Genomic DNA, 23,461 nt, shown 5'->3' with positions numbered 1-23,461 from the left:
CCTCGCCAAGCCCTGACAACGCCCGCTCCACCCATTTGTAACCCGTCTTCCGGCTAATCCCGAAAGACCGGCAAAGCGACGCAATGTTCGCATTTGCCTGACTGGCAAAACTCAAAAACTCCCGCCTGCGATCCATGACCGACACCTCATTCCAAGGCATGGCAAGCTCCTCAGCTATTCCATGCCTAAAGTGTCACCCATGTCTCCGAACACATGTCACCTATGTCCCCGGACTAAACAATGGGGAGGAGGGAGTTGCACTAACTTCCGCCGAACCAGTTATAGCCCATATCCTCCCAGTAGCCGCCGGGATAGATGTTGCTCACCCAGATTTCGACAATGTGCTTGGGGTTCTTGTAACCCAGCTTGGTCGGCATGCGCAGCTTCATCGGGAAGCCGTACTCGCGCGGCAATATCTCGTCGCCGAAAGTAAACGTCAGCAACGTCTGGGCGTGCAGCGCCGTCGGCATGTCGATCGAGGTGTAATAGCCGTCGGCGCATTTGAAACCGACATATTTGCACGTCGTGTCGGCCCCTACCCGCTTGAGGAACTCGGCGAAGGTCACACCGCCCCACTTGCCGATTGCGCTCCAGCCTTCGACGCAGATATGGCGTGTGATCTGCGAGGTCTGCGGCAGGGCATGCAGCTTATCGAGCGTCCACGGCCGGCGGTCTTGGATCTTGCCCGACAGCTCAAGCCGGAAGGTCGCGGGATCGACGGCCGGTGCCTTGCTCTTGGCATAGAAGGCGTTGAACGGAAACGGCTTGGTGACGTCGGCTTCGGTATATTCAATCGCGCGGCTCGACGGATGGAAGATTACGCCTTGCGCTTCGTCGTTGAAGCGCGACACGGCTTCCAGCATCTTTTTGACGGAACCATAGTGGTTCAACGTCACACCGGTCGCCAGCGACAAGCCACCCAGCGTCAGGACATTGCCAAGCAGCCGGCGCTTGCCGGGGTCTTTCAGCAGGCCATTGGCCTCCTTAAGGATGGCTTCCTCGTCGTTTTTGATCTGATCGTCCATTATCGCCCCCAGATCATGGCTTTGATGGTTTTCGGCACAAGCAGCGCCATCACCGCATGCACGGCGACAAAGGCGCAGATGCCGGTCATGGCGAAGAAATGGACCCGCCGCGCGCCTTCATAACCACCAACCACTGCCGCCAGCCACGACAGTTGCACCGGCTTCCACAGGGCCAGGCCCGATGCGACCAGCACGACCAGGTCGATAATGGCGAACAGGTATGCCAGCTTTTGGATGGCGTTATAATGGCTGAGATCGGCGTGGCTCAGCTTGCCACGTACGAACTCCACCACGTCGTCCCACAGAATCTTTGGCGACAGGGGGAAATACTGGCGGCTCCAGCGTTTCGTGACGGTGCTCATGACCGCATAGATCAGGACATTGGCGAACAGCACCCACATGGCAGCAAAGTGCCACTGGATCGCGCCGCCCAGCCAGCCGCCGAGCGTGATGTCCTTCGGGAACTTGAAGCCCATGAAGCCGGTGGCATTATAGATCCGCCAGCCACTCATGATAAGCACGACGACAGCGGCCGCGTTGGTCCAATGAACCAGCCGAAGCCACCATGGATGGATACTGGGTTCGCCTCTGGCCATTTGCCCCTCCGTGTCGCACCTTAACATATATACGCACGGCACCAAGTTCAGGTTACATCTTGAATTTTGTACTGATCAGTATATTAAAGGCCGATCCATGCTTTTCGCAGCGCTTTGCGAAAACCGCTTCACACTTTTCGCGCATTGCTCGTATGGCCAAGGCAGACCGCTTCAAACTGATCAACCTCTACCCGCCACTGATCGGCGCGGGAATCCGCGTCATCAGCGTAACCCGCGACTTCACCACCGTCACGGTCGAGATGAAGCTGCGCTGGTGGAACAAGAACATCTTCGGCACGCAGTTCGGCGGCGCGCTCTACATGATGTGCGACCCGTTTTTTGTGGCGATTCTGATGAACAATCTCGGGCCCGGCTATATCGTCTGGGACAAGGCGGCGTCGATCCAGTTCCTCAAGCCCGGCCGCAAGAATGTCCGCGCCGTCTTCCATATCCCGCCGGACGAGATCGCGCGTGTCAAGACTGATGCTGATGCGCGCGGCAAGACCGAACCCGAATACGATGTCGATATCATCGACGAGGATGGCGTCGTGGTCGCGCGCGTCCACAAGGTGCTCTATGTCCGCCGCAAGGACGCCAGGAAGCCGGGCAACCAATAGCCATTAAGGCAACTGCATGCCGCGCTGAACGGCCGGGCGTTGGCCGACCTCTTCCATCCAGCGCAGGATGTTCGGGCGTGCCTGAAGCAGCGGCTCGACGTGGTCCTTCACGCGGACGCGGTACTGGGCAATCCACGGATAGATGGCCATGTCAGCGATCGTATAGTCGTCGCCGGCCACGTATTTGGCCTCACCGAGACGCTTGTCGAGCACGCCGAACAGGCGCTCGGTTTCGTTGTGGTAGCGGTTGACGCCGGTCGGTGTCTGCGACTTGTCCGACACGACGAACCAGCCAAGCTGGCCCATCATCGGCCCTAGCCCGCCCATCTGCCACATCAGCCACTGGATGGCAGTATAGCGGCTGTCATCGGGCAGGAAGCGACCGTATTTTTCGGCCAGATAGATCATGATGGCGCCGGATTCGAACAGGCTCAGCGTCCCGCCGTTAGTGTCAGTATCGACAATGGCGGGGATCTTGTTGTTCGGCGAGATCTTCAGGAATTCCGGCGCGAACTGCTCGTCCTTTGAGATATCGACCTTGTGCGTATTGTAGGGCTCGCCAAGCTCCTCCAGCATGATGGTGAGCTTGCGGCCATTGGGGGTGCCCCAGACATAGAGGTCGATCATGCTGTCTCTCCTTTGCGTTGTGCAAAGACATGGGCAGATGACTGCATCATGCAATAGGATCGCACGACTTATCCCCAGGCCCGTTGTCTCAGGACGGTTTGAAAACCATCAGCCAGAAGATGACGATAAAGGCCGGAAAGGCCAGGCTGCCGAGGATGATCCACCAGCGATCGAACGTCCAATATTGCGCCGGCAAGGGTTCATCCGCCGCCAGCGAGGCGTTTGCCAGTTGCTTCATGCGAATCTGGAACCACACTACGGGCAACCAGCAGGCGCCTGAGAAGATGTAGAGGATGATCGCAGCCATCAGCCAAGGTGCTGTCAGCGAATGGCCAGCGAGATGGGCGAGATACAAACCCGTCAACGGCTGAAGCACGGCCGTCGGCGCGACGAACAGCCAATCGGCCAGCACCACGGTACGCGTGGCAAAGGCGATGGCGGGAACGTTCTTCGATCGGTTGGCGACGAACATCCAGAAGGCGGAACCCAATCCCGTGCCAAAGATAATGGTCGATGACAGGATATGGACCCATTTGATTAGCAGGTAGGTCATGGTTCGATGCAACCAAATGCCGCACAGTTCTTCATTGCCGTCATCCCCCTGCATGTTAAGGTCGGAAACCTTAACCCGTTGATCTGTCATGAGCAATCCGACCAACACCCTATGGCTCGTCTATGATGGCGACTGTCCGTTCTGCTCGGCGACGGCCCAAATGTACCGTCTGAAAAAATCTGTCGGCACGTTGCAGGTGGTGAATGCGCGCGACGCCGGCGACACGGACATCATGCAGGCGATCGCCGCAGCGAAGCTCGACCTCAACGAAGGCATTGTCGCCAGGTTCAACGGCCGACTTTACCACGGCACCGAAGCACTGCATCTCATGGCCATGCTCGGCTCGGACAATGACTGGCTGAACAGGCTCAATGTCACCCTGTTTCGCAACCGGCAGACGGTCCGATTCGCCTACCCGGCGATGAAATTCCTGCGCAATACCGTGCTGAAGATTATGGGGCGCACGCCGATATGATGAAACCGACCTTTGCCGAAGTTTTCGCGGAACAGTGGGACGCCCTGCCGCCCGCCATGAAGCTGCACTACGCCAACCGGCCGTATACACGCGACTGGGTCACGGTCGAAGGCCATTTGACGATCCGCATGGGCTGGCTAATGAAGCGAATGGCACCGGTTATGGGTGCGCTGGGCATGCTGACGCCGCGCGACGGCGACAATATCGCCTGCACCGTGCACTTCCTGAGCGAGTTCGAGAGCAATGTCTTTGTTTTCGAACGGCGCTTTGCCTTTCCGGGCAAGCCATACATCTTTCGCTCACGGCTGATGCCGCGCGGCCCGCATGACGTCACCGAATATATGCCGTGCGGCATCGGCTGGCGGTGCAGCTATAGGTTCGAAGACGGCAAGGTGCTGCTCAGGCACAAGGGCTATGTCTGGCGTATACTGGGCGTCGATGTGCCGCTGCTGGGCCTGGGGGAGCTGTTCATGGGGCGGGGCGACGCCTTCGAAGAGGCGACCGGCGAGGACAGTTTCCGCATGCGGATGGGAACATCCGGAAGCCTGTTCGGCAAGGCCATGGATTACGGTTATGAAGGCGACTTCCGGGTGACCGAGGTGACGCTTGACCGGTGAAGTCCTGATCCTGGGAGGCTACGGCAATTTCGGCAAGCGCATCGCCATCGCGCTCAGCCGCCATAATGTGCCAGTCATTATCGCCGGCCGCGACTGGAACCGTGCGGAAGCGCTGGCGGCTACCTTGCCCGGCGCGCGTGGCCTGCGCCTCGATATCAACGAGGATTTGCTGGCGGCGCTGAAGCTGGAAAAACCGTCTGTCGTCGTCCACACCTGCGGTCCGTTCCAGGGGGCGGATTACAGCGCCGCCAAGGCCTGTATTGACGCCGGCGTCCACTATATCGACCTGGCAGACGGCCGCGATTTCGTGCGCGAGTTCCGTGGACTCGATGCCGACGCCAAGGCCGCCGGCGTCAGCCTGATCAGCGGTGCCAGTACCGTGCCCGGCCTGTCCTCGGCTGTGCTTGAACACTTCCGGCCGCGCTTTGGCCGGCTGGATCGCCTCGATTTCGGCATCTCGCCCGGTCAGAAGGCCGAGCGTGGGCTGGCCACGACGCGCGCCATTATGAGCTACGTCGGCAAGCGCCTGCGCCCCTTCGCCGGCCACCCAAAGGCCTATGGCTGGCAGGACCTGCGGCGTTACGACTATCCAGTCATGGGCAAGCGCTGGCTGGCCAATTGCGACGTGCCCGACCTTGACCTGTTGCCCGAGACTTATGGCCTCCGCGATATCCGCTTTGGCGCCGGGCTGGAGATCAGTGCTTTGCACGTCGGATTGTGGGCGATGTCGTGGCTGGTGCGATGTCATTTTCCGCTGAACCTGGTGAAACTCGCCAAGCCGCTCTTGGCCGCCAGCGATGCTTTCAACAACTTGGGCAGCGATGTTGGCGGCATGCACGTGGTCATGGAAGGCGTCGGCCCGGACGGGCGGCCTTTGACGCAGAAATGGGCGATCGTCGCCAGGTCCGGCGATGGACCGCAAATTCCATGCGTACCAGCCATCCTGCTAGCCAAACGGCTCTATGAACAGGACCCGGCATTGTCACCGGGTGCGCGGGCGTGCGTCGGACTGGTCGAGCTTGAGGACTATCTGGCCGAGCTCCAGCGCTTCGACATCGCGACCTACTAATTTGGCCGGTTGTTTGGGGCGATTGGCGGAAATACCCTCTCGTTAATTCGGGCAAAGGGGCGCAAAAACGCGGCACCCAATCAGAGGAGCCTCCCATGTACGAACTGCATATCGGCAACAAGAACTATTCGTCCTGGTCGCTGCGGCCGTGGATACTCCTGAAGGCGCTCGGCATTCCCTTCACCGAACGCCAGCACTATTTCGGTCAGGGCCCGGGCTTCTCGACCTTCTCGCCGACAGCCCTGGTTCCAGCCCTTGTCGATGGCCCAATCACAGTGTGGGATTCGCTGGCCATCGCCGAATATGTCTTTGAGGACCACTCCACCGTGTGGCCGCTCCATAAGGCCGCGCGCGCCTTTGCCCGTTCGGCCGCTGCCGAGATGCACTCCGGTTTCTCCGCCTTACGCAATATCTGCTCGATGAGCGTCGGCATCCGTGTCAAGCTCAACGACACGCCCCCGGCCCTGATGCGCGACCTGGCCCGTATCGACGCCCTGTGGGCGACCGGCCTCACCAACTTCGGCGGTCCGTTCCTTGCCGGAGACGCCTTTACCGCCGTGGACGCCTTCTTCACGCCGGTCGTTTTCCGCATCCAGACCTATGGCGTCGGCTTCGAGTTGAGCGAGACCTCGCGTGCCTATGTCGACCGGATACTGGCCCTGCCCGCCATGGTCGAATGGTACCAGGCCGGCCTGGCTGAAACTCAGCGCGACCTGCCGCACGAAGCCGAAATTGCAGCGTCAGGGGAGATAATCGCCGACTACCGCGCCAAATGACGGAGATGGGCTTGCGCGAAAATATCGTACAAATTATGGTCGTTGTAATCGATAACAAGAACAACGATTTTTGAACGATCAGGGAGCCCGAACCATGTCCTTCACACGCGTGAGCCTTATTGCCCTTTGCGCAGCGGTAGCCTCCACCGGCGCACAGGCCGCCACCAAGACCGTGTCGTCACCCGATGGCCGCGTGCAGATCAGCGTCGAATATGGCGATGGTGGCGTAACCTATGCCGTTAACCGTGATGGCAAGGCGATCATCTCGCCGTCGCCTCTGGGCCTGCGCACCGACAAGGGTGCTTTTGGCCAGGGCCCGCAGACGCTTAAAAATGCCGCTGATCGATCGGTCAATCAGACCTTTCAACTGGTCGTCGGCAAGACCAGGGACATCGCTGATCGCTATAACGAGAGCACCCTGACCTTTGCCCAGGGTGGTGCCACACCCCTGACCTATTCGGTCATCGTGCGCGCCTACGACAGCGGCGCGGCCGTGCGCTACGCTTTTGATGCCAAGAGTGGCCTGGGCGCAGACGTCAACGTCACCGAAGAATCGACGCGCTACATGTTCGCGGCCGACTATGACTGCTGGGGACTGAACCTCGGCCGCTTCAACTCCAGCCATGAAGGCGAGTTCGAGAAGGTCAAGACCTCGCAGATCCGTCCGCACAACCTGTTCGACTACCCGCTGGTGTGCAAGACCGGCGAAGGCACAACGACCTTCGCCCTGGCCGAAGCCGATGTCGAACACTACCCGGCTTCCCTGTTGTCGCGCATTGGTGGCGGTGACAAAGACAATGGCGTTCAGGTCATAGCCTCTCCGCGTCTCGACAACGACCCCGGCGCACGTCAACGTATAATCGCCGCCAAGCTGACCCTGACGGACACCGCCTTCCGGACACCATGGCGCGTCGTCATGATCGGCGATACGCCGGGTGCCTTGACAGCTTCGACGCTGATCCCGCAACTGGCGGAAGCCTCGCGCATCAAGGATATATCGTGGATCAAGCCCGGCAAGGCAGCCTGGGACTGGTGGAACGGCTGGTCGGTCAATGTGCCCAATCCTGGCGTCAACACTGAAAGCTACAAGGCCTATATCGACTTCGCCAAGGAGGCCGGCCTTGAGTACGTGCTGATCGACGAAGGCTGGTCGGTCGGCAGCTCGACCGAGGCCAATCCTAATGCCGACATTACCAAGGCCAAGCCGGAAATGGACATGCCGGCCATCGTCAAATACGCCAAGGACCGCGGTATCGGCATCTGGGTTTGGGCGCAGTGGCAGCAGCTCGACCAGCAGATGGACGCCGCACTCGACCAGTTCCAGGCCTGGGGCCTCAAGGGCATCAAGGTCGATTTCATGGACCGCAGCGACCAGGCGATTGTCGACTATTATCACAGGCTGCTCAGCAAGTCGGCTGACCGCAAGCTGATGATCGACCTGCACGGGGCGTTCGCGCCGACGGGCCTCAACCGCACCTACCCAAACTACATGACCCAGGAAGGCGTCATGGGCGCCGAGTACAACAAGTGGTCGAAGCGCATTACCGCCACCCACAATGTCACCCTGCCCTATACGCGCATGATTCTCGGGCCGATCGACTATACGCCGGGTGGCTTCCGTTCGGTGAACCCCTCCGAATTCTCGCCGCGCAACAAAGACCCGTTCGTCCAGACCACGCGCGGCCAGGCCGTCGCCATGTACGTCGTCTACGACTCACCGTTCAGCATGCTGGCCGACGGTCCGGGCGCTTACAAGAAGGCGGATGGTTCATGGGCGGATGGCGCCCCCTTCATCACCAAGATCCCGGCGACCTGGGACGAAACGCGCGTCCTGTCCGGCGATATAGGCCAGTACATCGTTACCGCCCGCCGTTCGGGCGACACCTGGTATGTCGGCGCCATGACCAATGAGGAGGGCCGAACGGTTACCGTACCGCTTAGCTTCCTCGGTGCTGGCAGCTACAAGGCTGCTATCCTTCAGGACGGCGCCGATGTGAACAGCCTCACGGCGTCGGAACAGACGGTCGATGCTGGCCAGAACCTGACCCTGACCCTGGCGCCTTCGGGCGGTGCAATCGCGACCCTGACGCTTGCAGCCAAGGCGAAAGTAAGGAAAAAGAAGTAACCCGCGCTGTAACACTCACTGACACTTGTTGCAGATGGAACTTCGTTTCATCTCGCATCTGCACACAAAAACGCGTATAGGGAGCGCATGTCAGCCCCCATGCAAGCTCCCGCCGGACAGGCTGCGCCCGCGCAGCCCTCCTTTGCCGAATTTGTCGCCCTGATCGCCAGCATGATGGCGCTCGGCGCTCTCGGCATTGACGCCATGCTGCCCGCCCTGCCCGCCATCGGCGCGGAGCTAAACGTGCAGGTCGAAAATCACCTGCAATGGATCGTGTCAGCTTATTTCGGCGGCATTGGCGTCGGCCAGCTGTTCATGGGCGTCCTGTCCGACTGGCTCGGGCGGAAACGCCTGCTGGTGACCGGCATCGTGCTTTACGTTGTGCTGGCCCTGGTCGCTGCCTTCGTCAACGATTTCGGACTGCTGCTCACCCTGCGCCTGCTGCAGGGCCTGGCCATTTCAGCCACGGGTGTGGTGACGCGCTCTGTCGTGCGCGACCTCTATGCCGGACCGCGGATGGCCAAGGTCATGTCGATGAGCTACGTCGTCTTTCTGATCGTGCCGATCCTGGCGCCCAGCCTCGGCCAGCTGATCCTGATGTTCGCCCACTGGCGCGTCATCTTCCTGGTCATGGCCTTCCTGGGGACTGTGGTCGCCCTGTGGGCGTGGCTGCGCCTGCCTGAGACACTGGCAATGGAGAACCGTCACAAGCCGGATATCGGTCATCTGAAGCGCGTTGGTGGCTTTGTCGTCACCGACATGTCATCGGTCGTCTATACCATTTCCATGGCGTTTCTTGTCGGTTCGCTGCTGGCCTATGTCTCGCTGATGCCGCAGGTCTTCAACGATTTCTTCAAGGAACCCGGCTGGATGGCCGCTGTTTTTGCCGCCTGCGCCGCCACGATGGCCGGAGGCTCCATGCTCAATGCGTCCCTGGTTGAGAAGCTGGGCCTGAAACGCATCTCGCACTCGGCCCTGTGCGCCTTTATCCTGTTTGCCGCGATCCACTTTACAATCGCCAGCCTGATGCACGAACCCATCTGGGTCTTCGTGGTCCTGCAAGGCCTGACCATGGGCGCGATGAGCCTGACGACGTCGAATTTTTCTGCGATCGCCATGGAAAAGGTCGGCCATGTCGCCGGCACGGCTTCGTCGATCCAGGGCGTTGTCGTTACGGTCGGCGCTGCCATCATCTCGGCGTGGATCGGCCAGCACTGGGCGGGTAACGTGTCGCTATTGCCAATCGGCGCGCTGATCTGCGGACTGATCGCGCTGGCCCTGGTTGCGGCTGGCGAAAAGGGCCGTCTCTTTAAAAATTAGTGGACGGGGCTTTTTAGTTCCGCTTCCAGCCATTCCATATCGTCGTCTGACAGGCCGAAATGGTGCCCGGCTTCGTGAACGACAACGTGTACCACCAGGTCCTCCAGCGTCACGCCACCATCTGCCCATTCATCGAGAATCGGCCGCCGGAACAGATGGATCATCGGCGGCAGGTCGCCTGTCATGGCCTCAAGCTCAGCCGGCCGGCCGCTGTACAGGCCCGTCAAGTCGAACGGATCTTCGATGCCTAGTTCTTCGAGCAGTTCCTCGGACGGAAAATCCTCGACGATCAGCACGACGCCGCGCAGATGGCCGGCGAACGGCTCAGGCAAGCGCTCAAGCGCCGTCCGCGCGATCGTTTCGATATCTTCCAATGTCGGCGCCAGGCCAAACCCCATCACATCCTCCGGACCTGAAAATAGTCAGCCTTGAGTCGAATAATAGCCGGCAAGCGCCGCAGGTACTCAAGGTACCTGCAAGCGCAGACTGCGTATTAGCGGCGGCACGGGCCGTCCCGCAAGGATGGCGATTTTCACTCCAAGCCGTCGGGGAGACCGACCGCATGGAACCCGCCATCGACGTGGACGACTTCGCCGGTCGTGGAATGACCCAGGTCCGACGCCAGCCACAAGGCGCAGCCAGCGACGCCTTCCATCGAGGTTTCGGTCTTGGTCATCGAGAACTGACCGCTCTTGGAGTGCAGGCCGCGGCCGCCCGAGATACCGGCAAGGCTGAGCGTGCGCATGGCGCCGGCCGAGATGGCGTTGGCGCGGATGCCCCTGGGGCCCAGGTCGCGGGCGATATAGCGCGTCGAGGCTTCCAGGGCCGCCTTGGCGACGCCCATGGTGTTGTAGTTCGGAATGGTTCGCTCGGCGCCGAGATAGGTCAGGGTGATCAGCGAGCCACCGTTCGGCATCATTTCGGCTGCACGGCGCGAGACGTCAACGAATGAAAAGGCCGAAACATTCAGGGCCAGCAGGAAGCTGTCGCGCGTGGTGTTCTCGACGAACGAGCCTTGCAGTTCGTTCTTGTTGGCGAAAGCAATCGAGTGGACAACAAAGTCGATCTCGCCATAAATCTCTTTCAGCTTGGCGAAGGCCGCGTCCATAGAATCGTCCGAGGTGACGTCGCATTCGATCAGGTGCTTGACGCCGACTGATTGCGCCAGCGGCTCAACGCGGCGCAGCAGTGACTCACCCAGATACGAAAACGCCATGTCGGCGCCTTGCGCGGCCAGTTGCGAGGCGATGCCCCAGGCGATGGACTTGTCATTGGCGATACCCATGACCAGGCCTTTTTTGCCCTTCATCAGTTCGCCCTTGGGGAATACCCAACCGTCTTCAGCCATCGTCGCATCCTCACAAAGAATTTTGATGCGCGGTTTGAGCAAATATCGCTGGCAATGGCAAGTCTTACAGTGCCGAGGCGGGCTTCATCGCATGTGTTTGCCTGCGGCGTCCCGGCACGATCATCAGGAAAAGGGCCAGGGCATAACCATAGTAGTAGAGGCCGTGCAGCGCCCAAGTCAGGGCCTGTTGCGTGCCCGGATCAACGACTGTGCCGTCAGCAATCGCCTGCGTTTTAAGAAAACCGACGACCAGTCCCAACACAAGCTTGAGCAGGATCGGCAGGGCCAGCCAGCCCGTCAGACCGATGTCGCGCAGGCGCTTGGCACTGACGACCACCAGAACCAGGACAAGCAGGTCGAGGGCGAAGGAAAGGGCGATCGCGTAGCGAGGAAAGCTGACAAGATCGGCGTCGAAGACCTTGTCGAAAAACATCGGCGCATACATCGAGACGACCGGCGTCAGATACTGCACAAGACTCAAAGGAAGCGCGATCAGCGCATAAGGAATCCGCGATAGCCGTCCGTCGAACAGAAACGCCCACATGATGTCTTCCCCCTGTTTACGAGAAGACAATCACGCCACGGTTGTCCTGTAAAGTCAGATGTCGGCCTGGCTGAGGACCAGCGTGCCATTGGTGCCGCCAAAGCCGAACGAGTTCGACATGACGGTCTCAAGCTGCATATCCTTGCGTTCGCGCAGGATCGGCATGCCCTCAAACGCCGGATCGAGGTTTTCGATATGGGCGCTCTCAGCCGCGAAACCGTTCTGCATCATCAGCAGGCAGTAGATGGCTTCCTGCGCACCGGCCGCACCCAGGCTGTGGCCGGTCAGCGACTTGGTCGAGGAGATCAGCGGCATGTCGTTGCCGAAGACATTGCGCACGGCTTCCATTTCCTTGGCGTCGCCGACCGGGGTCGAGGTGCCGTGCGGATTGAGGTAGTCGATGCGGCGGTTGCCAGCGCCACGCATGGCAATATTCATGCAGCGTTGGGCGCCCTCACCACTTGGGGCCACCATGTCGTAGCCGTCTGAATTGGCGGCATAACCGACGATTTCGGCCAGGATGTTGGCGCCGCGCGCCTTGGCGCGCTCATAGTCTTCGAGGATCACCATGCCGGCGCCACCAGCAATGACGAAGCCGTCGCGGGCGCTGTCATAGGCGCGCGAAGCGACCGAAGGCGTCTCATTGAAGTTGGACGACATGGCGCCCATGGCATCGAACAGGTCCGACAGCGTCCAGTCGAGTTCTTCGGTGCCGCCGGCAAACATCAGGTCCTGCTTGCCCATCATGATCTGTTCGGCGGCCGCGCCGATGCAGTGCACCGAGGTCGCGCAGGCCGAGCTGATCGAATAGTTCAGGCCCTTGATTTCAAACCAGGTAGCCAGCGTCGCCGAGGGGCCGGAAGACATGGCCTTGGGGACAGCAAATGGCCCGATGCGCTTGGGCGAGCCCTTTTCGCGCGTCGTATCGGCGGCTTCGACGATGGCGCGGGTGGACGGGCCGCCCGAGCCGAACAGGATGCCGCTCATCTCGTTGGAAATGTCGCTCTTTTCCAGGCCAGCCGAGGCGATGGCCTGCTCCATGGCGATATGGCCATAGGCGGTGCCGGGCGCCAGGAAGCGGGCGGCGCGGCGGTCAACCATCTGCGTCCAGTCACCGATCTTGGGTGGGGCGTGGACCTGGCATTTGAAGCCGTGCTCGCGATAGTCCTCGGCAAAGACAACGCCCGACCGGGCGTTGCGCAGCGAGTCGGTTACTTCGTCCGCACCCGTGCCGATCGACGACACAATCCCCAGACCTGTCACCACTACTCTACGCATTCCGCACATCCTGAATTCTGTTAGTCCATCCCCGGCCGGCCGTCTGACAAGCGGCCTTGGCAGCCGTTAGCCCAGTTCCTTGGCGTCGAAGAGGCCGACCCGCAGGCCCGACGCCTGATAGATAAGCTTGCCATCAGCTTCGACAACCCCGTCGGCGATGCCCATGATCAGCTTGCCCGACATGACGCGCTTCATGTCGATCTTGTAGACGACCTTCTGCACCTTCGGCGTCACCTGGCCGGTGAACTTGACGTCGCCGACACCCAGGGCGCGGCCGCGGCCCGGATTGCCGCGCCAGCCGAGGTAGAAACCAACCAGCTGCCACATGGCGTCAAGCCCCAGGCAGCCCGGCATGACCGGATCGCCGATAAAGTGGCAGGCGAAGAACCACAGGTCCGGATTGATATCGAGTTCCGCCTCGATATAGCCCTTGCCAAAGGCGCCGCCGTCTTCGGTTATTTTGATGATGCGATCGAACATCAGCATCGGCGGTGCAGGCAGCTGCGCATTGCCAGGACCGAACATCTCTCCGCGCCCGCAGGCCAACAGGGCTTCGTAATCGAGGGAGGAAGGACGCTCAGACATATACGGATAGGCTCCACTGCGGCCACAGGGCCGATGTAACGAATTGACAGGTTGCGTTACACGACACCGCGCAATGGCTCAATTGTTTTTTATCGCAGACGTTTTTCCGGTCCGGATCAAACTGCCGGCGCATTACCTGCCGGCGAACAAATCCGGGCGGTGACACACGGCCTGGGTTTGCGTCCCCCACAGTGACGCCTGCGGCGCCCAGCCGCTGACTGTGCCGACGCCGACCTTGCACCAGCCCTTCTTGCACTTGTCGAGTTGCGCCAGGCTGCGCGGTCGCACAAAGGCCTTCACCTTGCTGCCGGCGTCAGGCGAGGCATGCAGCGCCAGGTTCTTGCCGCCGTTTGGCACCATGACGCTTTTCTGACCCTGCAGCATCGTCTTGCTGACCCACGCAACCCCACCATCGACGTCGCAGACCAGCCGCCAGTCGCGGGTTTCGGATATGATCTGCACCGGCATGGAGGCCTTGCGGTAGGTCCAGACGATGCGGCTGTCCTTGCTTGGCCCCTTGCGCGCATAGACTTCGGAACGGCGCAGCATGGCCCAGCGTGGCACCGGGCTGCCCGACGGTGTATCGAAGACCGGTGTTTCGGCGTGTACAGGCAGGGTCCACGCGGCAAAAGCCAACGCTGTCAAGGCGATGAGAGTCGCAAAAGCGCTTGACCATCTGGTCAAGGGCATGGGAAAGGCTTGGACCTGAACTCTGGATGGGGTGCGCGGCATGCGGGGAAACTGACCCTGTAACTACTCGGGCGCATGATTCCGTCGCAAGGGTTCAGATTTGGTTAACAAGACCCTAATCGCCGAAATCGTCGCGGGTCCAGAAGGCTGTGATGAGCAACCCGAAACTCAAGGTCATCCTGACCGTCAAGCTGCCCGACGCCGTCGAAACGCGCATGCGTGAGCTGTTCAACACCACTCTGTGGCTGACGCTCGACCAGATGCCGCGTGACAAGCTGTTCGAAGCGGCCAGGACCGCCGACGTGCTCATCAGCTCGATCAATGACCGCCTCGACGCCGAATTCTTCGATGCGTGCGGCGAACAACTCAAGATGGTCGCCAATTTCGGCGTCGGCTACGACCATATCGACATCGTTTACGGCGCCGAAAAAGGCATCATCATCACCAATACGCCGGGCGTGCTGACCGAAGACACGGCCGAAATGACCATGGGTCTTATCCTGGCCGTGTCACGCCGCTTCGTCGAAGGCGCCGAAATCGTGCAGAAGGGCGAGTTTTCCGCCTGGTCCCCGACCTTCATGCTGGGCCGCCGCGTGTTCGGCAAACGCCTAGGCATCGTCGGCATGGGCCGCATCGGCCAGGCCCTGGCCCGCCGAGCCCGGGCATTTGGCATGAGCGTCCACTATCATAACCGGAAACCGGTATCGGCGCGGATCAGCGACGACCTGCAGGCGACCTACTGGGACGACCTCGACCAGATGCTGTCGCGCATGGACGTGGTTTCGATCAACGCCCCAGGCGGATCAAACACCTACCATCTGCTCAATGCCGAGCGCCTGGCCAAGCTTCAGCCGCACGCCCTGCTGGTCAATACGGCGCGCGGCCAAATCGTCGATGAACAGGCCCTGGCCGCCATGCTGCGCGATAAGCGCATCGCCGGCGTTGGCCTCGACGTCTATGAGCGCGAGCCGGCGATCAATCAGGAACTGATCGGCCTCCCCAACGCCATCCTGCTGCCGCACATGGCGTCCTCGACCATCGAAGCCCGCCAGGACATGGGCGACCGCGTCATCCTGAACGTGAAGACCTTTCAGGACGGCCATCGCCCGCCCGATCGCGTTATCCCGGCGATGCTTTAAGGGGATAGTGGGACTAAAAAACTTTTTCACAGGAATCGTGATTTAGGCCCTTGCAATGATTTTAAGCTTCCGTCTATAAGGCCCCCCTCTCCGGCAGACATCTCAACGGGATGACTGCTCCGAAAGGCCCAACGGCCTCAGGATTAATGAGCGGGCGTAGCTCAGCGGTAGAGCGCCACCTTGCCAAGGTGGATGTCGAGAGTTCGATCCTCTTCGCCCGCTCCAATCTTCCCCGAATAAAATCAATGCCTTATGGCAACCGCAGGTAGCCGCGGCGCCTTGCTGTCATTGCGTGGGGTAGCAAGAGGGTAGCACGATTTTTTTGCTTCCCTGACCCGCTGCATGGGGTAGCATCCACGAGATGACCGGACTTTTCCTCGCAATTGCCGCCACACTGACATGCGCGCCAGTCGCCACGGACGGCGACTCCATCCGGTGTGGAGACGAGCGCATCCGCCTTCTAGCCATCGACGCACCGGAAATGGGGCCGTGTCAGCCTGCCGGGCGCGTCTGCGTGCCAGGTGATCCAGTTGCCAGCCGAGACAGCCTCACCACCGCCTTACGGCGCGGCGACGTGCAGATTGAGCGCGTGGGAAAAGATCGATATGGCCGGACGCTGGCAATCGTGACAGCGGCAGGCGTCAACCTGTCATGCCATCAGATCCAAACCGGCAGCGCCGTCTATGTGGCAAAATGGGATAAGAGCGCGCAAGTGCGGAGAGCTTGCGAATAAGTTCTGCTAGGGTCTTTTGAATCTCGCTGAAAAACGTGCAAACTACTCCGATGGACAGACAGGCTGCGAATCAAAAACTTCCCTCTTTGTCATTTTATGGAGATTCCAGCAGCCGTGATAAAACCTACATGGTCGCGGGAGGGTTTGCAGTTAGCGGCAACAGGATTTCAGAAATCGAAGACCGGATTGCCACCATACGGGATGACGCAGGTATAAAATCTGAGTTCCATTGGTCTGAATACAGGGGCGGTCAACGCCGGGCAGGCTATGAAGCGCTAGTAAAATACGCGTTCGAGCTGATCAATGATCGCCAAGCGGCGCTTCATGTAATCATCGCAAAATTCGCTGGCTACAATCACAAGGCCAAGGCTGGGGAAGATAAAAACACTTCAATCAACCGTATGTACTACCAGTTAGCGCTCCACAGGCTGGCTCAGTTCTATGGAAAAAAGCGAGCGATCCATATCCGTCTGGACGCGGGCAATGACTGTCGTGACATTTGCGATATGCGCAACCAATTGTGCGCCGATGCCTTTAGAAGATACGGCGCCCTACCAAACAGCATCCGCTCAGTGGAGCCCGTTTGCTCAAAGCGTGTTGGCATAATTCAAATGGCGGACGTTATCGTTGGTGCAATTGCCGCTAAGCAGAATGAGGTGCAACACACCTCTGCTAAGGGCGACTTGGCCGATTTTGTACTGAGGTCGTCGGGACGACATTCTTGGGAGAGCGACACAGCTTCTAAAGCGCGATTTCTCACCGTTTGGCACCACAAGGCGCGAATGTAGGTCCCCCGTGACCCTATATTAGGTTTCCCTAATCACGGCTGTACTAGCCAGCGTATTCGGGTCACAGAGGCCTGGACGAACTATACTTCAGTTTGAGCCCACCGGCAATAGACGGCTGGTGGCAGCTTCCGTTGATGTAGGCCGCTCAGTCACCTTTTGCGCGCTCCGGGCTTTTTAGTGAACCGTCCCTTCATAAGCCGCAGAAGTGGGTCTTCTTCGCTATGCGTAAGCAGTGAGTCCCACGGGTTTGGCTCTGTAGCCGGGGTTGCGGTCACCCCCGTCTCGAGCGTTGTTGTTCCGTCCCTTCCTTGCGTAATACGGAAGGGCACGCCCGCCTTGGCCAGGCTCATGGCGATTGCGTGGATCGACGCCTTTCGGGTTTTAGGCTCATCCATCGTCAGCCCCAAAATCCCCGCCTCTTTGCAGGCTCCACAGGCGCCGGACCTATTTGCACCACGTTGACCTTTGGCAACATGGAAACCGAGGGATGGTCACGGGAAAACACTGCATCTCGGCCCGCCGTGAAATCCTCATGCCACGTCGCAGCCGCTTCGTCTTTCTGCTCGAACATACGGATCAGATGATTGACGCCGAAAGAGAGCGGGGAGCCGTGCGCGAAGGCGGTTGCAAATATGGTTGCCAATGCGGGATCGTTGGGAAACGACAGGCAAATATGGTCCTGCATGGTGTCGTGGCCGACACGCATGATGGCAGCGGCCATAAAGTCATCCTTCCAGAGCGCATTGCGCTCTTGGCGCTTCATGATTACCCGCCGCGCGTCGCTGCATGACCGCTGCCACGCTTTCCATTGGTCTTCGCCCCCGAGTGTCGCGTGCCACACAGGATTTAGCAGCGAAATTCCCTCATATCGGCGCACCTTGCCGCCCGCAGTGAAGCGGCCTTCGTCAAACCAGACGCGAAAATCATCTGTTTCAAAACTCAGCATACCCATCACGGCCCCTTCGATTTCGGGCACGATGCAGCACCACCGCGAGAGTGTCAAAGGCTAGTGCGTATCCGGAGAGGCTTCGTCGGTTTTGAGTCTTCGCAGGCGAACGCCATCGCCCTCCCCGTTGGACGGGATAAAGATCACACCAGCCTCCTCAAGAGCCCGTCGCAAGGCGTCGAGCGTTGCCGGTATAGGCTCCCGTCTCTCCCCCTCAAAGTTTTGAACCGTTTTCAGGCTCACGTTTGCCAAGGCGGAAAGCTCCGTTTGGCTCACGGCTAATAGGCCGCGAGCGGCGCGGCATTGTGCAGGCGTCATCTTCATAGGCGGGAACATACAGTAATGCCGAAAATAAGCAATATCACCGATTTCGGGCAAAATAACCCATTTAGGTAAATAACAGGTTGCCTAAAATGGGAAATATGCGCTATTAAGGATAACGGGCCGGTGAGAGTTCGCAGCTCACACCGACCCTGACCATAATAAAAAACCTTGGAGGGTTCATTCATGGCTAAGCTGGCTCTTATCACCAGTGCCGCCCCGGTCGCAACCGACTGGCGCAATTACGTCGCTGACGCTCACGGCTCGATTCAAGCCCTGATCGCCGCACACAAGATCGCTCATACGCTGCCCGAGCCCGCAGAGGAAATCGTTTCGATCCTCTTCTGTGCCAGGTCGTGGGACGGTGATTTGAGCGACGCGGACGGCTTGCTTGCCGCCGACTACATCGCAACCTTCGACGGGTGCAGCGCTGACGAGTGCAGGTTGCCGTTCATCGACGCCATGCGCCCATCTGCCCTGCGCATCATGCGCGCCGCGTTGCTCGCCGACGCGACACACGCGGCATATGAAGCCGGTTTCCTCGTTGCTGCGGAATAGGTGGCGATCATGGCAATTACTGCAACCGTCCAGAACCTCACGCTCCTGATCGATGAACACAAGATGCTCGTCAGGATCGATGACGCCCATCAGGATTTTCTTGAGGCTCACCGTGAAGAGGCGAAAGACCCGCGCTTTTCAAAGCCGCATCACGAGGTGGAGAAGCGCCGCGCAGACGTGATTGACGAACTGCTCATGCTGAATTGCTTAGACCGGGAAACCCGTGACCTTCGCATCCGGTACCTGATCGACGCCAATCTGATCGATATGGTTTGCGATATCGCAGGCAGCTACATTGAAGACTACCGAGAGTCCAAGGGCGCGGCCTGATCCGATGCCCGGCTAATTTCCAACCACCATAACCGAAACCTCCGCGCGCCCATGAGCGCCAGCGCGGCCCCATGCCCGAAAGGCAACGCCATGAGCACCAACACGAAAATCACGAACCGCGCCAGCCACATCATACGCCGCGACAGCGAGACCGGCCAACTGGATTTCATCATGACGGGGGCAGCAACGGGCGGTGCCGACTATAACGTCGGCCCGATCAGCGAAACCGCTATCTCTCTGATCAAGGCGCACCAAGACGCGGCCTTGCTCCTGTTGTCGTCATTGCGTGCGGATGATTTCTTTGGGGATGAAGGGGCCAGTGCGACCACGGATGAGCGCTTTGCTGCCGAAACCCTTGCAGCCGTCCGCCTCGCATATTTCCGGACGGTCTCTGAGGCCCGCGCCGACGAGCTAGTCATTCCAGACTATGCCGAAGACAGCGAGAGCGATGACCTGCGTAATCTCCTGCGACTTCCGTCCGAAATGCTTCAGGTACTGGCAAAGGGCTATGGGATCGAGGCACCGGCTGATCATGTCGTTGACACCAACGATTTGATCCGCGCTCACAAAACTGCCTTTGCCAACAAGATCGCCGCTGGAAACAATATGGTGGCGGGAAACGAGCAGGACAAAGCCGACTACCACGCCGCAGCCCGTCTTGAGGAGGTCGCCGCCGTGGAGATCGTCGCGGCCATTTGGGAGCGCGGCCAGTATGCAGCGGACCTGATCAACGATTATCTACGCGTAGCCGATGCGGCGGGCGAAGGAGGCACCGCAGATCAACTTAGCGAGATGTCTCAGGAAGCGGTCATGGCGCTGCGTGACTATTACCGAAAGCGGTAAAGCCCCCGCCTGACCAATCAGCCGCCCCCTTTGGGAGCGGCTTTTTTGTTGGCGAATTGACTTCCCCCGGCCAGCCATCAGCCAAGCCAGGGGAAGCCGTTCGGCCCCGGCTGAACCCGGCCAACATAGCATCAAGGCAAGAGCGCGGAGAATAATCGGAGAATAATCGGAGAATAATCCAATTATATCGCCTCACTTCACGGTCGTCTGAACCTGCACCGACTGAACGGGCGCCTTTGTCACGGCGTCAAAATACCGGACGGTCATGAAGCCGAGCATAGTAATGACCAGCATGAGCACGGTAATAAACGTGCCTATCAGCCAATTCCGCACCTCAGCGACGGCTTTGTTTGTGCCCTCAATGACCTTGCCGGTGGCAATAGTCGCCTCCTCAATCGCTTTATACCGTAAGGCGCACTCCCGTTCATGCGCGCCGATTTCATTCATAGCCTGATCGGCCCTCGCCATCGCATCGGCGGCAGTCGGTCTTGTCACGTCACTCTACTTTCTGAAGGGCTTTCTGTTCAGTCCAGAATTGTTGCCAGCCTATGACCTGCTCTCGCCATCCGAGGCATTCACCGTTGTTGGCGGCGATGATTGCGAAGGCGTTAGAGGTAGCAATGGGAGCGGGCGCGTCATCAGGTTCGCCGGAGGCTCCGGCAAGCTCGGACAGGCCAAGCGAGGAGTCGTACAGGCGCAGAGCACTATAAGGCAGAGGGTAGCGCCTATCAGTTTCAGGCGTGATGACTTGCGGCACATAGCGGATGACCTCGCGGGTTCTGTATTGGATCTTGTTCGTTTTCGCGGCGACATCGGCGCCGACCTTTGCCGAGACACCAGCTTGAGCCCGTTCGTGGTCGATGACCTCTAACGCCCCCTTAAGCCTGGCTTGGGTCTCTTCCCGCAGGTGCCGATCGTACTTCGCGGCCCACAACAGGTGCGTTGTGGTGAAGCCCATCAGGAAGCCAGCAATCAGGCACGCCACCCTGATAATGTTGCCAGGGCTCATGCCGGGCGCTTTCCGGCCTGAAGTTCTTTCAAGGTCAATCCGCCGGTCCATTGGAAATGTGGAAATTCTTTGAACCGGGACCAGCGCCCGGCCCATTCAAGCCCGTGCGCCTCACCTATGGCTCCGATCCGCGCCCAGAGCTTGCCGTCTTCGCCTTTCGTGCCCCAAACCGGCTTTCCCGCCCGCAAGGGAACAATATCGAAGGCCAGCCGGTAATTGTGCCAGGACTCGCCCGCCTTGGCGTTCGTGACCTTGGCGCCCGGCTTTGTCCGGCCCTGCGCATAAAGTGCGTTTTGGCTTTCGTCGTCGCGGTAGGTCGAGGTGACAAGAACGTCTATGCCTTGAGCATGGCACGCTTCAAGGAACGCTCTCGCCTTTGCTTGCACCTTGGGGTGCAGCGCGGCCAGGTCACGGCTATTGATCATTTGCCGTCCCCTTGCTGGATCAGCCGCCCGGCCACCATTCCCGTAATGGTCAGGAAGGCCGCAACCTGCGTCCAGTAGTCCGGCACGACGACCCCCACGGCTGTCACGGCAGCAATCCCGGCCAGGACCGAACCGCCGATAATCCCAGCTTGTATGCTGTAAAAGCCCAGCGCCTTGCGCCAGTCAGGTATGAGTTTCATGCTATTCCCCTATGTCGCGACTTTTGCGGCGGCGCTTCGCGCGGTACCGCTGCCGAAGCTGTTAGAAACGTCGATCTCGACGTAATAGGACTGACCAGAGGTAACCACCGCAGTCCAAGGCCAGCCCGCCGAGGTGCGCGCTACCGTGGCAATGAGCGTTCCGGTGCCAATACCGGCAGCGCCGCCCGAGCCGCCCAGGTAGACGCGGGCGGAGCCCCACGTCAGCCCGCCGCCCGACCAGGCGCCCGACTGGATAGAGGCCGCGACGCCGTTGGCGAGCGTGCTCCTGAAAAGGACCGTAGCGTCAGGCCCCATGATGCCATCGGTGCCCATGTAAAATGGGACAGCGTAGGCCGTCAGTTCAGTTTTGCGTACAATCGGCTTCCACAGGATCAGGCGGATATTGACGTTGCCGGAGACGCGGATGCCGAAAGTTGGGTTGACGTTATTGCCTGCGACCGGCGCCACCTTGGGATATGTGCGCGCAATATGGTTGAGCATGGCGAAGGCTTGAGCAGCGCCAACGCGGCTTTCAGCCGAGGTGTAGAGCGACAGTGAATAGCCCGCCAAGGAGGTAGGCAGGGATGCGCCATGTTGCAGCAAGCCCAACGGCGTGGCGCTGCCGTCTGAGTGGGAAAGCGAGTGACCCCAGAGGCTTTCTGTCACGTCACCGGGCACTGCGTTGATTGCAGCGCGTGCACCAGAAGCGCTTGTGGTCCGGTATTCAATATACCCTTCAGTGACGCCCGTGCCGGTAATATCGAGGATTTGGCGGTTATAACTGCCGATAGTCTCAATCGTGCATGCGATGGCACACGTGGTATTATTCGTCAGAGTAAACTTGTCCGCGACATCGCCGGTAATGCTGGCTGAACCCGTCCCGGCTTTAACGCCGCCGGTCGTAAAGGTCATATTGTGGGAGTCAGGCGGGCAAGTGTCCGCGCCGTGGTCGCCGGTCGCCGTGATATCGTCCAAGACGGTTTCAATGGACGCAGGTGTGATGATTGGTGACAGGACGGCAGCGGCGCGCGTCGCGAGGAATGCCGCGCCTACTTGGTTCGGGTGAATATTGACATCGCCCGACGCGCTGTAGGTCATCGTGGCGTAGTCAAAGCCGGTGAAGAAGTCGCAGTATTTCGTGTACCCGTTATTGGTCCCATCATAGGCGGCGATGTGAGCATTGACCGCCAAAAGGTCAGGGTCACTTGGCGGGATAGCGGCTGATGGTGGCTCAGTCGCGAAGATCAAATAACCAGTTGGCCGCGCCGCTTCATGGGTTGCCTTCAGCGCGTCTAGCTGCGTGTTTACCGCTGCCGAGCCCAGGTTGATGCTATTGTGTGCGACGAGAATAAACGTCACGTCCCCGGCCTGCCCGGTCGTGTACTGAAACCGGGCCGAATATTCAGAGATGGTATTGCCTGCAATACCCTGGTCGCCGCCCAGAGCAAGGCGAGCAATGCCGCACAGCTTCGTAATCGTCCAATAGGCAAATGCGCAGATGTATCGCGCCGACACGATAGAGACCTTGGAGTGCCCGCCGAAAACGATACGCGCGCCGGTCGCAAGCAAAGGCGGAGGCGACACCTCCACCTCACCAGATCGCGGACGGCTCCCGAGGCGCAGGCCGAAGCCGAAAGCGGCCATTAGCTTTCCACCGTGATAACGAGGCCAGCATTGAAACCGTAGCTAAGGCGCTCACCGGACGCGATATGCTGAACTGTGCCAGGGCCACCGCTGACCGTATAGGTGTGTGCGGCCCCGGCGGCGTAGAGCTCGACAATTGACGCGCCGCCGCTGTTGCCAGCAACCGTGTAGGTTCCGCCGTCAGTAAGCCCGGCTTCCGTGCCGTCGATTTCCGGCTGCATGGCGATCTGAATGCCGCCGCTGATACCGCTGAACTCTTTGATGTGCAGGGCCATAGATT

General features: G+C 59.8%; 30 protein-coding genes, 1 tRNA gene and 1 pseudogene. 14 read left to right on the top strand and 18 right to left on the bottom strand.

What is annotated here, in order from left to right:
* The 3 genes and pseudogenes from AC1DON_RS17945 to AC1DON_RS17935 all read right to left on the bottom strand — a co-directional run.
* A pseudogene (locus tag AC1DON_RS17945) lies at window positions 1-160 on the bottom strand (IS481 family transposase); the annotation flags it as partial.
* Window positions 161-260: 100 nt separating this feature from the next.
* Entirely contained in the window at window positions 261-1,025 is a 765-nt protein-coding gene (locus AC1DON_RS17940; protein ID WP_476936188.1) for a molybdopterin-dependent oxidoreductase, read from the bottom strand.
* Window positions 1,025-1,621, bottom strand: coding sequence for a cytochrome b/b6 domain-containing protein (locus AC1DON_RS17935; protein WP_476936187.1), 597 nt, complete (start codon window positions 1,619-1,621; stop codon window positions 1,025-1,027). The genes AC1DON_RS17940 and AC1DON_RS17935 overlap by 1 nt, the downstream gene beginning before the upstream one ends.
* Before the next feature lie 152 nt (window positions 1,622-1,773).
* Between AC1DON_RS17935 and AC1DON_RS17930 the strand changes: the two genes are divergently transcribed.
* Window positions 1,774-2,238, top strand: coding sequence for a DUF4442 domain-containing protein (locus AC1DON_RS17930; RefSeq protein ID WP_476936186.1), 465 nt, complete (start codon window positions 1,774-1,776; stop codon window positions 2,236-2,238).
* 3 nt (window positions 2,239-2,241) lie between these two features.
* Here the strand turns inward: AC1DON_RS17930 and AC1DON_RS17925 are convergent, their stop codons facing one another.
* Window positions 2,242-2,865: a glutathione binding-like protein gene (locus AC1DON_RS17925; protein ID WP_476936185.1), complete on the bottom strand. Its 624-nt coding sequence runs from the start codon at window positions 2,863-2,865 to the stop codon at window positions 2,242-2,244.
* An 88-nt stretch (window positions 2,866-2,953) separates the two neighbouring features.
* On the bottom strand, window positions 2,954-3,508 hold the full coding sequence (locus AC1DON_RS17920) for a DUF2269 family protein (RefSeq protein WP_476936184.1): 555 nt from the start codon (window positions 3,506-3,508) through the stop codon (window positions 2,954-2,956).
* Between AC1DON_RS17920 and AC1DON_RS17915 the strand changes: the two genes are divergently transcribed.
* The 6 genes from AC1DON_RS17915 (at window position 3,507) to AC1DON_RS17890 (ending at window position 9,800) form a co-directional block, all read left to right on the top strand.
* On the top strand, window positions 3,507-3,893 hold the full coding sequence (locus tag AC1DON_RS17915; RefSeq protein ID WP_476936183.1) for a DCC1-like thiol-disulfide oxidoreductase family protein: 387 nt from the start codon (window positions 3,507-3,509) through the stop codon (window positions 3,891-3,893). The genes AC1DON_RS17920 and AC1DON_RS17915 overlap by 2 nt on opposite strands.
* The gene (locus AC1DON_RS17910) at window positions 3,890-4,510 is read left to right on the top strand and encodes a DUF4166 domain-containing protein (protein WP_476936182.1); all 621 of its coding nucleotides are present in this window, start codon (window positions 3,890-3,892) and stop codon (window positions 4,508-4,510) included. The genes AC1DON_RS17915 and AC1DON_RS17910 overlap by 4 nt, the downstream gene beginning before the upstream one ends.
* The gene (locus tag AC1DON_RS17905) at window positions 4,500-5,579 is read left to right on the top strand and encodes a saccharopine dehydrogenase family protein (protein ID WP_476936181.1); all 1,080 of its coding nucleotides are present in this window, start codon (window positions 4,500-4,502) and stop codon (window positions 5,577-5,579) included. The genes AC1DON_RS17910 and AC1DON_RS17905 overlap by 11 nt, the downstream gene beginning before the upstream one ends.
* Window positions 5,580-5,674: 95 nt before the next feature.
* Window positions 5,675-6,355 (top strand): glutathione S-transferase family protein, encoded by a 681-nt coding sequence (locus AC1DON_RS17900; protein WP_476936180.1) that lies wholly within the window; start codon window positions 5,675-5,677, stop codon window positions 6,353-6,355.
* 94 nt (window positions 6,356-6,449) lie between these two features.
* On the top strand, window positions 6,450-8,480 hold the full coding sequence (locus tag AC1DON_RS17895) for a glycoside hydrolase family 97 protein (protein WP_476936179.1): 2,031 nt from the start codon (window positions 6,450-6,452) through the stop codon (window positions 8,478-8,480).
* An 87-nt stretch (window positions 8,481-8,567) separates the two neighbouring features.
* The gene (locus tag AC1DON_RS17890) at window positions 8,568-9,800 is read left to right on the top strand and encodes a multidrug effflux MFS transporter (protein WP_476936178.1); all 1,233 of its coding nucleotides are present in this window, start codon (window positions 8,568-8,570) and stop codon (window positions 9,798-9,800) included.
* On the opposite strand, the gene AC1DON_RS17885 is transcribed toward AC1DON_RS17890, so the two are convergent.
* From AC1DON_RS17885 to AC1DON_RS17860, 6 genes are all read right to left on the bottom strand, one after another.
* A complete protein-coding gene (locus AC1DON_RS17885; protein ID WP_476936177.1) occupies window positions 9,797-10,198 on the bottom strand; it encodes a metallopeptidase family protein in 402 nt (133 codons plus the stop codon). The two genes, AC1DON_RS17890 and AC1DON_RS17885, sit on opposite strands and share 4 nt — an antisense overlap.
* A gap of 134 nt (window positions 10,199-10,332) precedes the next feature.
* Window positions 10,333-11,148: an enoyl-ACP reductase FabI gene (locus tag AC1DON_RS17880; RefSeq protein WP_476936176.1), complete on the bottom strand. Its 816-nt coding sequence runs from the start codon at window positions 11,146-11,148 to the stop codon at window positions 10,333-10,335.
* A 64-nt stretch (window positions 11,149-11,212) separates the two neighbouring features.
* Window positions 11,213-11,692, bottom strand: a complete 480-nt coding sequence (locus AC1DON_RS17875; protein ID WP_476936175.1) for a DUF805 domain-containing protein — start codon at window positions 11,690-11,692, stop codon at window positions 11,213-11,215.
* A 54-nt stretch (window positions 11,693-11,746) separates the two neighbouring features.
* Entirely contained in the window at window positions 11,747-12,970 is a 1,224-nt protein-coding gene (gene fabB / locus AC1DON_RS17870; RefSeq protein ID WP_476936174.1) for a beta-ketoacyl-ACP synthase I, read from the bottom strand.
* A 66-nt stretch (window positions 12,971-13,036) separates the two neighbouring features.
* The gene (gene fabA / locus AC1DON_RS17865; RefSeq protein ID WP_476936173.1) at window positions 13,037-13,555 is read right to left on the bottom strand and encodes a 3-hydroxyacyl-[acyl-carrier-protein] dehydratase FabA; all 519 of its coding nucleotides are present in this window, start codon (window positions 13,553-13,555) and stop codon (window positions 13,037-13,039) included.
* Between the two features lie 132 nt (window positions 13,556-13,687).
* A complete protein-coding gene (locus AC1DON_RS17860) occupies window positions 13,688-14,245 on the bottom strand; it encodes an SH3 domain-containing protein (RefSeq protein WP_476936172.1) in 558 nt (185 codons plus the stop codon).
* Between the two features lie 152 nt (window positions 14,246-14,397).
* On the opposite strand from AC1DON_RS17860, the gene AC1DON_RS17855 reads away from it, so the two are divergent.
* The 4 genes from AC1DON_RS17855 to AC1DON_RS17840 all read left to right on the top strand — a co-directional run bounded on the left by AC1DON_RS17855 (window position 14,398) and on the right by AC1DON_RS17840 (window position 16,905).
* Window positions 14,398-15,384 (top strand): 2-hydroxyacid dehydrogenase, encoded by a 987-nt coding sequence (locus AC1DON_RS17855; RefSeq protein WP_476936171.1) that lies wholly within the window; start codon window positions 14,398-14,400, stop codon window positions 15,382-15,384.
* A gap of 150 nt (window positions 15,385-15,534) precedes the next feature.
* Window positions 15,535-15,609: transfer RNA gene (locus AC1DON_RS17850), tRNA-Gly, on the top strand.
* Between the two features lie 136 nt (window positions 15,610-15,745).
* Window positions 15,746-16,117, top strand: coding sequence for a thermonuclease family protein (locus AC1DON_RS17845; protein WP_476936170.1), 372 nt, complete (start codon window positions 15,746-15,748; stop codon window positions 16,115-16,117).
* Between the two features lie 50 nt (window positions 16,118-16,167).
* Entirely contained in the window at window positions 16,168-16,905 is a 738-nt protein-coding gene (locus AC1DON_RS17840) for a DUF3800 domain-containing protein (RefSeq protein ID WP_476936169.1), read from the top strand.
* A gap of 397 nt (window positions 16,906-17,302) precedes the next feature.
* On the opposite strand, the gene AC1DON_RS17835 is transcribed toward AC1DON_RS17840, so the two are convergent.
* Window positions 17,303-17,881 (bottom strand): hypothetical protein, encoded by a 579-nt coding sequence (locus AC1DON_RS17835; protein ID WP_476936168.1) that lies wholly within the window; start codon window positions 17,879-17,881, stop codon window positions 17,303-17,305.
* A gap of 477 nt (window positions 17,882-18,358) precedes the next feature.
* Here AC1DON_RS17835 and AC1DON_RS17830 point away from each other — a divergent pair, with 477 nt between their 5' ends.
* The 3 genes from AC1DON_RS17830 to AC1DON_RS17820 all read left to right on the top strand — a co-directional run bounded on the left by AC1DON_RS17830 (window position 18,359) and on the right by AC1DON_RS17820 (window position 19,903).
* Window positions 18,359-18,730, top strand: coding sequence for a hypothetical protein (locus AC1DON_RS17830; protein WP_476936167.1), 372 nt, complete (start codon window positions 18,359-18,361; stop codon window positions 18,728-18,730).
* 9 nt (window positions 18,731-18,739) lie between these two features.
* Entirely contained in the window at window positions 18,740-19,060 is a 321-nt protein-coding gene (locus AC1DON_RS17825) for a hypothetical protein (protein ID WP_476936166.1), read from the top strand.
* A 90-nt stretch (window positions 19,061-19,150) separates the two neighbouring features.
* Window positions 19,151-19,903, top strand: a complete 753-nt coding sequence (locus AC1DON_RS17820; protein WP_476936165.1) for a hypothetical protein — start codon at window positions 19,151-19,153, stop codon at window positions 19,901-19,903.
* A 192-nt stretch (window positions 19,904-20,095) separates the two neighbouring features.
* On the opposite strand, the gene AC1DON_RS17815 is transcribed toward AC1DON_RS17820, so the two are convergent.
* The 6 genes from AC1DON_RS17815 to AC1DON_RS17790 are packed head-to-tail and all read right to left on the bottom strand — an operon-like array spanning window position 20,096 to window position 23,456.
* Window positions 20,096-20,398 (bottom strand): hypothetical protein, encoded by a 303-nt coding sequence (locus tag AC1DON_RS17815; RefSeq protein WP_476936164.1) that lies wholly within the window; start codon window positions 20,396-20,398, stop codon window positions 20,096-20,098.
* Window position 20,399: 1 nt separating this feature from the next.
* On the bottom strand, window positions 20,400-20,912 hold the full coding sequence (locus AC1DON_RS17810) for a hypothetical protein (protein WP_476936163.1): 513 nt from the start codon (window positions 20,910-20,912) through the stop codon (window positions 20,400-20,402).
* Complete coding sequence (locus AC1DON_RS17805; protein ID WP_476936162.1) at window positions 20,909-21,337, bottom strand: M15 family metallopeptidase; 429 nt, start codon at window positions 21,335-21,337, stop codon at window positions 20,909-20,911. The genes AC1DON_RS17810 and AC1DON_RS17805 overlap by 4 nt, the downstream gene beginning before the upstream one ends.
* The gene (locus tag AC1DON_RS17800) at window positions 21,334-21,537 is read right to left on the bottom strand and encodes a DUF7940 domain-containing protein (RefSeq protein WP_476936161.1); all 204 of its coding nucleotides are present in this window, start codon (window positions 21,535-21,537) and stop codon (window positions 21,334-21,336) included. The genes AC1DON_RS17805 and AC1DON_RS17800 overlap by 4 nt, the downstream gene beginning before the upstream one ends.
* Window positions 21,538-21,546: 9 nt before the next feature.
* Entirely contained in the window at window positions 21,547-23,181 is a 1,635-nt protein-coding gene (locus tag AC1DON_RS17795) for a hypothetical protein (RefSeq protein WP_476936160.1), read from the bottom strand.
* Window positions 23,181-23,456, bottom strand: coding sequence for a hypothetical protein (locus AC1DON_RS17790; protein WP_476936159.1), 276 nt, complete (start codon window positions 23,454-23,456; stop codon window positions 23,181-23,183). The genes AC1DON_RS17795 and AC1DON_RS17790 overlap by 1 nt, the downstream gene beginning before the upstream one ends.
* Window positions 23,457-23,461 lie beyond the last annotated feature (5 nt).

The sequence above is a fragment of the Asticcacaulis sp. P4_H10 genome (genome assembly GCF_056400965.1).
The sequence above is the reverse complement of the archived record's forward strand: the minus strand, read 5'-3'. Positions and strand labels throughout refer to the sequence as shown.